The 9,719-nt window shown below is 64.4% G+C and carries 9 protein-coding genes; 1 reads left to right on the top strand and 8 read right to left on the bottom strand.

The window, feature by feature from the left end; translation table 11 throughout:
* The 5 genes from ABIV12_RS15260 to ABIV12_RS15240 all read right to left on the bottom strand — a co-directional run.
* Positions 1-2,399: transglutaminase family protein (locus tag ABIV12_RS15260; RefSeq protein ID WP_348060853.1), on the bottom strand; the 2,399-nt coding region annotated here is incomplete at its 3' end.
* Positions 2,400-2,586: 187 nt separating this feature from the next.
* Positions 2,587-3,372, bottom strand: coding sequence for a LytTR family DNA-binding domain-containing protein (locus ABIV12_RS15255; RefSeq protein WP_348060851.1), 786 nt, complete (start codon positions 3,370-3,372; stop codon positions 2,587-2,589).
* Positions 3,369-4,451 carry a histidine kinase gene (locus ABIV12_RS15250; protein ID WP_348060849.1) on the bottom strand — a complete coding sequence of 361 codons (1,083 nt, stop codon included), beginning with the start codon at positions 4,449-4,451 and terminating at the stop codon, positions 3,369-3,371. The genes ABIV12_RS15255 and ABIV12_RS15250 overlap by 4 nt, the downstream gene beginning before the upstream one ends.
* Positions 4,452-4,508: 57 nt before the next feature.
* Positions 4,509-5,246: a DUF4386 domain-containing protein gene (locus tag ABIV12_RS15245; RefSeq protein ID WP_348060847.1), complete on the bottom strand. Its 738-nt coding sequence runs from the start codon at positions 5,244-5,246 to the stop codon at positions 4,509-4,511.
* A gap of 92 nt (positions 5,247-5,338) precedes the next feature.
* On the bottom strand, positions 5,339-6,178 hold the full coding sequence (locus ABIV12_RS15240) for a DUF2306 domain-containing protein (protein WP_348060845.1): 840 nt from the start codon (positions 6,176-6,178) through the stop codon (positions 5,339-5,341).
* 294 nt (positions 6,179-6,472) lie between these two features.
* Here ABIV12_RS15240 and ABIV12_RS15235 point away from each other — a divergent pair, with 294 nt between their 5' ends.
* Positions 6,473-7,006: a chemotaxis protein CheB gene (locus tag ABIV12_RS15235; protein ID WP_348060843.1), complete on the top strand. Its 534-nt coding sequence runs from the start codon at positions 6,473-6,475 to the stop codon at positions 7,004-7,006.
* 15 nt (positions 7,007-7,021) lie between these two features.
* Here the strand turns inward: ABIV12_RS15235 and ABIV12_RS15230 are convergent, their stop codons facing one another.
* The 3 genes from ABIV12_RS15230 to ABIV12_RS15220 are packed head-to-tail and all read right to left on the bottom strand — an operon-like array spanning position 7,022 to position 9,263.
* A complete protein-coding gene (locus ABIV12_RS15230; protein WP_348060841.1) occupies positions 7,022-7,663 on the bottom strand; it encodes a lysophospholipid acyltransferase family protein in 642 nt (213 codons plus the stop codon).
* A 38-nt stretch (positions 7,664-7,701) separates the two neighbouring features.
* Positions 7,702-8,646 (bottom strand): phosphatidate cytidylyltransferase, encoded by a 945-nt coding sequence (locus tag ABIV12_RS15225; RefSeq protein WP_348060839.1) that lies wholly within the window; start codon positions 8,644-8,646, stop codon positions 7,702-7,704.
* A complete protein-coding gene (locus ABIV12_RS15220; RefSeq protein WP_348060837.1) occupies positions 8,643-9,263 on the bottom strand; it encodes a CDP-alcohol phosphatidyltransferase family protein in 621 nt (206 codons plus the stop codon). The genes ABIV12_RS15225 and ABIV12_RS15220 overlap by 4 nt, the downstream gene beginning before the upstream one ends.
* Between the last annotated feature and the right edge of the window lie 456 nt (positions 9,264-9,719).

Here is a 9,719-nt window from a genome sequence, read left to right as displayed (position 1 = left end):
TTGCCGGTCACGTCGATCAGCAGGTTGCGCAACAGCCGATCGAGCAGCCACGGCTCGACGTCGGTGCCGACTGGTGTAAACTGGCGGAACGCCAGTTCGAGTTCGTACACCGAATCATTGCGCGCCTCGTCGATGCGCGGCGCCTGCGACGTCGGGCCGATGAACAGCCCGGAAAACAGATACGACAGCGACGGATGCGCGAGCCAGTAGGACACCAGGCTGCGCAACAGATCGGGGCGGCGCAGGAACGGCGAATCCGCGGGCGTCGCACCGCCGAGCACGAAATGATTGCCACCACCGGTGCCGGTGTGCCGACCGTCGATCATGAATTTTTCGGCGGTGAGGTGCGCGGCATGCGCCACGTCGTACAGGTGCGTTGTGCGATCGACCAGCTCGCTCCAGCGCGACGCCGGGTGGATGTTGACCTCGATCACACCCGGATCAGGCGTGACGCGGAACACGCCGAGGCGCGGATCGCGTGGCGGCTCATAGCCTTCGAGCAGCAGCGGCGTGCCGACCGCCGATGCACTGGCTTCGATCGCAGCGACCAGTTCGAGATAGTGCTCGGCGCGTTCCAGCGGCGGCATGAACACGTACAGCGTGCCATTGCGCGCTTGCGCGCACAGCGCGGTGCGGGTGATCCAGTGCGCCGACTCGCCCGCTTCCGGCACTCGCTCATGACTCGCTTCGGTCGCATGCATTGACACGCCTGCGTCGACCGGCAATCCAGCACGCGCGACCGCTGGATCGACCTCGTTGATGTACGGATAGTCGATGTCTGCGACCCACGGTTGCGACGCGAGCGGCAAGCGGTAGCCCAGCGGCGAATCGCCCGGAACGAGCCAGCAAGTGCCATCGCGGAGGAACCATCGACCGCTACGCCACGCGCCGTCGTGATGCGACAGCGGCAATCCGTGACCGACGATCGCGCCGAGTCCTGCATTGAACGTCGTCCGCAGGCGGTCGCGTTCGAGTGCATCGTCGAGGCGCGAATCGGCGACGTCGACGTTGATGGGCAACTGCCGCTCGCGCCACGCGTAATACGCCGCGTCCTCGTATGCCGGAAACACCAGCCCGGGATCAAGCCCGAGCCGGGTCGCCACGGCGCGCAGGAATTCGCCGGTGCGTATCGCGTCGGCCGCGTTGTCCTTCGCCTCGTCGGCGATGAGGGCGAGGTTGCGCCAGATCGGCACGCCATCCTCGCGCCAGTAGCAGTTGAGCGACCAGCGCGGCAATGGCTCGCCCGGATACCACTTGCCCTGCCCGAAATGCACCAGCCCGTTTGGCGCATACGCGCGTTTCAGTTCGTGGAACACGACCGAGGCTCGCTGGCGCTTGGTCGGACCGAGCGCGGCGGTATTCCATTCGGCGCCTTCCGGATCGTCGACCGCAACGAACGTCGGCTCGCCGCCCATCGTCAGACGTACGTCGAGGCGTTCCAGATCCGCATCGATGCGATCGCCGAGATCGACGATCGCCTGCCACTGGTCGTCGCGATACGGACGCGTGACGCGCGGCGTCTCGAAAATGCGGCTGACCGACATCGTGTGCTCGAACTCGACTTCCGACGGCTCGACGACGCCGGTGATCGGCGCGGCGGAGCCGGGTTCCGGCGAACAGGCGAGCGGGATGTGCCCCTCGCCGGCGAGCAAGCCCGAGGTCGGATCGAGCCCGATCCAGCCAGCGCCCGGCAAATACACCTCGCACCACGCGTGCAGGTCGGTGAAGTCGTGCGTCGGACCCGACGGACCGTCGAGCGCCTTGACGTCGGCGGTCAGTTGAATGAGATAGCCCGACACGAATCGCGCGGCGAGGCCAAGGCCGCGCAGCATCTGCACCAGCAGCCATGCCGAGTCGCGGCACGAGCCGCTGGCGCTTTCCAGCGTGAAGTCGGGCGTCTGCACGCCCGGTTCCATGCGGATCAGATAGCGGATGTCCTGGCTCAATGTCTGGTTGAGCTCGACCAGGAAATCCGCGGTCGGTCGCGGCGATCGGGCGATCTTCGCCAGATAGGTCGCAAATCGCGGGGTCGGCAGCAACTGCTCGAGGTATGGCGCCAGTTCACGCCGCAGGGTTTCGTCATAGGCGAACGGAAACTGCTCCGCGCCAGGCTCGAGGAAGAAATCGAATGGATTGAGCACCGCCATCTCGGCGACGAGATCGACCTCGACGCGGAACTCGCGCGTCGGTTCCGGGATCGTCAATCGTGCGAGGTAATTGGCCTGCGGGTCCTGCTGCCAGTTGATGAAGTGCTCGACCGGCAGCACGACAAGCGAATACGACAGGATCCGCGTGCGGCTGTGCGGCGCGGGGCGCAGTCGCACCACCTGGGGGCCAAGGCGCACGCTGCGGTCGTAGCGGTACCGGGTGACATGATTCAATGCGACGTGGATCGACAAGACGGACTCCGGCGACCGGACGAACGATGGACAGGGGCCTGTCCGGATTCCGCGCCACGCTGCTCTGCGGATCCGGTCGCCTATCGGGCGCCCCATCCGCAGCGCACGGCAGTCAACGACCCGGTGCGAAACCCGACGATAGCAAAAGTGCGCGGCGGCGTGGCGTTCGCGATGGAGAAGTCGACGCCTACATCTGCCGGAACCGGTGCAGGTAGCTGCGACTGACCGGCAGGATGTCGCTGCGCCCCTTCAGATGAATCCGCGCGGTTTCATTGTCCGCACGCACCACATGATCGACGCAGCGAAGGTTCACCACCACGGCGCGATGCACCTGCACGAATGTTTCAGGATCCAGCTGGCCGACGAGCTCTTTCAGCGGCGTGCGGATCAGCGCCTCGGTGGCGTTGCCTCGGTCACCCCGCCACGCGATCCGCGTGTATTTCTCGTCCGATCGCAGGAAATCGACCTCCTCCACCGGGATCAGGCGCAACGTCGATCCGACCGAAGCGTGGATCCAGCGCAGCGGCGGCGTGGACTTCTCGCGGTCAAGCCGGGTGATCACCTGCGCCAGCAATGCGTCGATATCGGGTGCCGGCTGGGCCAGGCGCAGCCGTTCCTTCAGGCGCACCACGGTGTCGGCGAGCCGCACCGTTTCGACCGGTTTGACGAGATAGTCGATCGCACCCTGTTCGAATGCCTGCACCGCGTATTCGCTGTGCGCCGTCACGAACACCAGATGGGCACGTCGACCGATGCCGCGCGCTGCCTCCACGCCGGAAAGACCCGGCATGTGAACGTCGAGGAAGCAGATGTCGGCGGGATTCGCGTCGAACTGCTCGACGGCCTCGCGGCCATTGCGCGCCTGCGCGACGATCGCAAGTTCCGGCCACGCGTGTCCGAGCAAACGCACCAGCGACCTGCGCAGCAGCGGTTCGTCGTCCGCGATGAGCGCGGTGGGTCGCGCTGCAGTCATGCCGCCACCGGCCGTGCAGGAAATTCGATGTCCGCGCACACGCCGTGGGGCTGCACCGGATCGAGCCGCAGTCGCGCATCGTCGCCGAACACCAGTTGCAGGCGTTCGCGCAGCGTCGAGAGGCCGGTGCCCAGCCCGCCGACGCCGGATTGCTGGCCGACGCCGGTGTCACGCACCTGCAGCCGGCAGCGTGTGCCGACGAGTTGACCGATGACGTCGATGCGTCCGCCCTCCTCGCTCGGATCGATGCCGTGGCGCACCGCGTTTTCGACCAGCGTCAACAGCGTGATGGGCGGACATTCGAGCGGGAGTGCGGCATCGTCGACCTGCAACGTGAACTGCAACCGGTCGGGCATGCGCAGGTGCATCAGTTCGAGATATGCGCGCACCAGCTGCAACTCCTGCCCCAGTGTGGTCGACGGTTCGTGCAGGCGGGGCACCGCAGCACGCAGGTATGCGATCAGGCTGTCGAGCACGGTCGACGCCTGCGGTGACCCAGAATCGACCAGTTCGCGCACGTTCGCCAGCGTGTTGAAAAGAAAGTGCGGTTCCACTTGCGACTGCAGCAGGCGCAGGCGTGCATCCAGTGCCTTGCGCTCAAGCTCGCTGCGTTCGCGTTCGAACGAAACCGCCTGGCTGCGCACCGCTTCGTCGCGCTGGCGCATCAGCGCAGACATCGCCATCCATGGCGCGATCAGAAGGCCCAGCACCGTCATCATCGCGAAACCGGCGACGCGATCCTTGTCGATGTACCACGGCGGGTCGAGGCCCATCGTGGTGACCGAATAGGCGAAGAAGGCAGCGAACGGCATCGCGATGGCCACTGCAATCACCTGCAACGCCCAGCGCGCGAGCATGCGCGGAAGACGCACCGGCCACCGCTCGAAGAGACCGAATGCCAGGAGCCCCGCCAGTCCGATCATCAGCAGCCGCGCGAACAGCACGGCACGGGAGCCTTGCCAGCCTGGAGCCAGCAACAGGCCGAACAGCGCACACGGGACCAGCACGATCTTCATCCGGCGCCACTGCAGCACGCGCTCAAGACCTCGGGGTGCGGGTGGGGTCGCGTCGTCGGTCATGGCGCGACGATAGCAATGATGGCGTCGCGCACGCGAGCGGCGGGTTTTCGCCCCGCGTCACGCCGAATCTGCGTCCTCGCGCTCGCGCGCCTCCCATTTCACGCGATCAACGCCCTTGATCAAGAGCCACAGACAGAATGTCCCCTCCGCCACGAGCGGCGGCAGCAGCACCGCCGGGAACAGCCAGTCCGCCAGTGTAGGCGAGAGAATCAGCGCGAAGCTGTTGGCGAGATAGCAGATTCCTGCGATCTGCATCAGGACGCCGATCACTGGCGGCAGATAGCCGGACCTGAAGATCAGGTACCCCGTCACCAGACATTCGAATCCGAAGAAGATGAGGCTCACGCCGAAGCCGTTTTCGAACGCCTTGATCGACAGATAGGCCATCGCGTTCAATTGCTCTGGCGCGAACGCCTTCAGATAGCTGGCGCTGCCAAGCGGAACCAGCGTCGCGGAGAGGCTCAGCGCACTCATCGCCTCCACGGCGATCGACAGCATGCCGAGCAGCAGCGCCAACAATGCAAAGCGGCGGTCGACGGGCCGCAGCAACACGTATTCGACCAGCGCGAGACCGGTCGCGCAGACCAGCAGCACGAGTTCCGCTGCAACGCCGACACGCCAGAGCATCGTGTCAGCCAGCAGGTTGTGCGCTGTCGCCGTTGCATCCCCCGAAACCACCATGCCGCTGCGGACGGACGCCTCACCAAACAGCCCGATTGCAATGATCGCAAGGTAGAGCAATCCGCCGACGCGGGCCCACATGCGTGGGGAGATGTGGTGCGTGATGGTGTTCATGACGATTCCAGTGTTTTTTTTCACTTGTGCAATGGAGAAAGAAGTCCTCTCGAGGAAGACCAACGCGAGATCACAGCGGGCGATAATGCCGCCTACAGCTTTGGCAACCACAGCATCATCGACGCCGCACCGACGCCCGCGGCCGTCAGCACGGTCAGACCAGCGAGCGCCGCGGCCATCGTCAAACGCCCGACCGCCCCTGCGCGCTGCGCAAGAAAATAAAGCTCCAGCACCGCGAGCGGGACAAGATACTGACCGAATGCGATGGCCGTCAGCGCGGGACCGCTGAACGACTTCGGATCGAATCCCGCAGGCCCACGGTTCACCGCGATCCACAGCATCAGGCTGATGCGGAAAAACCAGACTCCGCCCATCACCAGGAACAGGCGCAACGCCATGCGTCGATGCACCTCGAAACGTCGCGCGATCGCATGGCGCAGGGTCAGACCCGCAAACACGATGATCAGCAGCGCGTTGATGCTGATCGCGACGTGTTGCGAAAAGTCACCCACTGTTCCCCGCGTCCACAGCATGATCAAGCCGCCGACGCTCATCACCAGCGCACCTGAAAGATAGATGCGCCCGTTCCATCGATGAAATCGTGGCGCAATCCTGCGGACGAGCGGAACGAGCTGCAGCGCACCGCTGACCACCACCACGGTCACGAACGCGAGATGCAGCGAAAGGACCCCGTTGCCAATGGGATCGCCGGGCACATGCCCGTGCGTCAGCACCTTGTTCCACGCGGCGAAATCGCCCTGCAATGCCGCACGCCCGTAAAAGCCGATCACGAAGATCGCCATCATCAACTGACCCGCTACCGCGACGACGAACCACGCGCTCGCCGCGATTCTCAATACTGAGTCTGCTGCCTGCGTCGAACTGCCAACGCGCCATCGCAAGCGCGCAGGCGCCGTGTCTGACTTGATCATGCATTCTGTATCCATCGTCATCGAACCTCCCTGGCCGGAATCAATCGCACCGCTTTCGCGGAGAAGCAATGCGGTTTCGGCCATCAGCCTGGAGGTGGTTCCAGTGAATCTGAAGGACGGTGCGACGAGCTGCGCTCCGCGAGGCACGAACGACGACAGCCGCCGACGAGGGGCGAAACGGGATCGGCCACGCCTGAATGCTTCAGGTTTCAACAAGGCCGCATTCAGTGCTCGCGTGTTCTGCTGACCTCCTTGGATGCACATCGGTACAGGGCAGATCTCGTGATTGGACTCGTGGTAGGAATCGCACAGGACGGGGTCGATGCCATTCCGGCGGTATTCGACCAGTTTCCGCGCGACTTCGACGCCGCGGTCATCGTCGTGCTTGACCCCGGCATTGGCGACGCGATGCGCGTCCTCGCACTGGTGCGCCAATCTGCGCGGATGCGGGTGGTTCACGCGGTCGAGAGTCTTCCGTTGGAGACGGGCAGTATTTTCGCGTTGCCGACTCCGCAGGCGACGCGCGTGCAGCGGCTGCAATTGCGCATCGGTCCCTCCGCGTCGAACTGGCTGGACGATCTGCTGGCATCGGTGAGCATCGAATTCAACTGGCGTGCGGTCGGTGTGCTCCTCGGCCAGCGGTTCGAGGGACGTGAAGCACTCAAGATTCTCGAGACATCCGGCGGTCGCGTGCTGTTCCCGTCTGTGCGTACGCCTGCGGGCACGTGCCCGCACCGCGAACTCGGACGACGGGTTGTCGCGCTGGTCGAACGCTTGCGCAATCGCGAACGACTGGGCGTTCGCGCGGTCAAGCCTTCCGTGCCGTAAGCCCCTCCCTACCGCCTAGCTCCACTCTGCGTGTTTTTCTTCCAGCGCCAGCGCAGCCATCGCATCCCGGTATTGCTGCATGTATCCGGTGCGGTCGCCATCGAAGTGGAGCGGCGCGCCGACAAAAATGTCGACGAAGAACGGCACGATCATCCACTCGCCTTTCGGTAACGCCTTGCCGAGCCCGTGCGTGAACACCGGGATCACGGGCACGTCGGGACGGCGCTCGGCGATGCGTGCAAGCCCACTCTTGAACTCTGCGAGCTGTTCCGGATTTCCGCGGGATCCTTCGGGGAAGAACACCAGGATCTCGCCCCGTTCGAGTGCGGCCGCAACCGGCGCGAGAAGATCGTCGTGCAGATGCTGGCGCTGGCGATTGAGTGGGACGATGCCGATCACGTTCAGTGCGAACCACGCGAGCAGACGATTCTTGAGGAAATAGTCGGCCGCGGCGACCGGCCGCACTTTGGGCAACAGGTGCAGCGGCAGCAGGCTGATCATCGCCATCGCATCGAGGTGGCTGTTGTGGTTCGCCGCGAGGATCGCCGGCCCCTTCGCCGGCAACCGCTCGCGGTGACGCACGTTGAGACCGAGCACGAACAGCACTACGGTGCGAACGATGACGCCGTAAAAAAGGAGCCGTAACAGATACGCCATGGGTTGAATGCTCGTTGGCGATGCGGGAGGCGCGCCGCTCAGAAGTAGAAGAACGCAACGAAGTGGAAAAACAGCGGCGCGGTGAACAGCAGACTGTCGATGCGATCGAGGATGCCGCCGTGGCCGGGAATCATCGATCCCGAATCCTTCACGCCGATGTCGCGCTTCACTGCCGAGATGGTCACGTCGCCGAGAAATCCTCCAAAGCCGATCATCAAACCGACTGCGATCGAGTCCGTTGGGGTCAGTGGTGTCAACACCGGGGCGAGAAGGAACGACACCACGGTCGTCGTCAGTGCACCACCCACGAGGCCCTCGACGGTTTTCTTCGGGCTGACCGTCTCGATCGCCTTGCGGCGGCCGATCGAGCGTCCCCAGATGTACTGCAGCACGTCATTGAGTTCGGTCAGCAGCACAACGAACAGCAGCAGCGCCGCACCGTGTGCCGGCACCGCCTTGCCGTCGGGCAACACCAGCAGGTAGGCCAGATGGCTGAGTCCGAACACCATCGTCATCAGGCCCCAGTGCAGCGTACCGGCTGCGCGCAGGAAATCCTTCGTGTCGCCGCGGAGCACCATGCGCATCGCGATGAACAGGAATGCCCACACCGGAATGAAGATCAGGAACATGTGGTACCACTGGTTCCACACCCAGTAGTACTGGATCGGCACGCACAGGTAGACCCAGAACAGCACGTGCCGATCGGCGCGGCGCGTCGGCACCAGCGAGAGGTATTCCTTCAGCGCGAGGAACGAGAGCATCGCAAAGAAAACGATCGCAATGCCGCGGCGGAATGCGATGGCGACCGCGAAGACGCCGACAAGGATCCACCACGAGCGAACGCGCGACGCAAGTTCGGCATGACGTCCGGTGGTGTCTGCATGGCTCATCACCGCGACGACCACGGACGCCACGATCAGCAGCGCGACGATCGCCCCGAGCACCCACAGAACGTTCGGCTGGATCCACAGGTGCATGTTCATGCGTGCGATGCCTTGGCGGAGACTTCGAGCAGCGCGCGGCGCGCCCGATTGACAATGGTCAGCACGCTCAGCGCAACCAGGGCCCACAACAGCCACGTGAGCCACACGCCTGCTGAAATTCCGAGACCAAGCAGCAGTCCGATTGCGCCGATGGCGAATGCGCGGTCGCTCTTTCCGAACGGACCGTCGTAGCGGCGACTTGCGCCGATCTGCACGCCAATCACTCCGGTCATCTCGACGACGACCGCAAGAACCACAAACAGCACGAGTGCGATCGGCGGGAACTCCGGGCGCAACGCGAGAGGAAGGAACATCGCCGCATCCGCAGCCACGTCGCCGAGCTCGTTGAGCACGGCACCGAGCGTCGACGCCTGACCATGCTCGCGCGCAAGCATGCCGTCGATCGCATTGAGGGCCATGCGGACGAAAAGCATCAGCGGCAGCAGCAGCAACACGCGGCGGTCGTCGACCGTGACCATCACGACTCCGACCGCCCACGCGAGAACCACCGCCGCGATCGTCACCTGGTTGGCCGTCACGCCGGCGCGCGCGAGCACGTTCACGAGAGGTCGCAGCAGCGCCTGGAACGCCGGCTTCAATTGATGAATGCTCGCCATGATGTCCCCCGACCGCCGTGCTGGATTTCCGGGCCACGTGCAACAGCACGCCAATGGGCCGCAAGCGTCTGATCGTACCGTATGGGCCCCATGACCCGTCCGCACCGTCACGATGCAACGCTTCATCATCGATTGATGGTCACCATCCGGGTGGCTCGTACGCATCGGGCATTCGCGGGCCGAGCGGTTCCCGCTTTCGCGGGAATGACGTCATTTCCGTCTCGACGGTGGTGGAACAGCGTTGAGCGTTGCGCCATCGACCGCGCGTTTTTGTGTTGTTGGTGCCCTTTCTGTTTCATTCTCCGGCGATTCCATTTCGGCCGGCCAACTTGGCGGCACGCATCCGGCCCGTTACATTGCGCGTCCGAATCGCCTTCGCCTCCTCCGCATGTCCGACGCCCGCCTGTGGTTCACTTTGTCCTCGCCGTTTCCGATGAAACGCGGGGGTGCGTTGGT

This window comes from Dokdonella sp. (assembly GCF_039926425.1).
In the GTDB taxonomy this organism is placed as follows: Bacteria; Pseudomonadota; Gammaproteobacteria; order Xanthomonadales; family Rhodanobacteraceae; genus Dokdonella_A.
Note: the sequence above shows the minus strand (reverse complement) of the source record. Positions and strands in the feature narration are given on the sequence as shown.

Excerpts from the sequence above, each read along its gene's own strand:
- ABIV12_RS15255 (WP_348060851.1), bottom strand. The coding sequence starts at position 3,372 with ATGACTGCAGCGCGACCCACCGCGCTCATCGCGGACGACGAACCGCTG.
- ABIV12_RS15250 (WP_348060849.1), bottom strand. The coding sequence starts at position 4,451 with ATGACCGACGACGCGACCCCACCCGCACCCCGAGGTCTTGAGCGCGTG.
- ABIV12_RS15245 (WP_348060847.1), bottom strand. The coding sequence starts at position 5,246 with ATGAACACCATCACGCACCACATCTCCCCACGCATGTGGGCCCGCGTC.
- ABIV12_RS15240 (WP_348060845.1), bottom strand. The coding sequence starts at position 6,178 with ATGATCAAGTCAGACACGGCGCCTGCGCGCTTGCGATGGCGCGTTGGC.
- ABIV12_RS15230 (WP_348060841.1), bottom strand. The coding sequence starts at position 7,663 with ATGGCGTATCTGTTACGGCTCCTTTTTTACGGCGTCATCGTTCGCACC.
- ABIV12_RS15225 (WP_348060839.1), bottom strand. The coding sequence starts at position 8,646 with ATGAACATGCACCTGTGGATCCAGCCGAACGTTCTGTGGGTGCTCGGG.
- ABIV12_RS15220 (WP_348060837.1), bottom strand. The coding sequence starts at position 9,263 with ATGGCGAGCATTCATCAATTGAAGCCGGCGTTCCAGGCGCTGCTGCGA.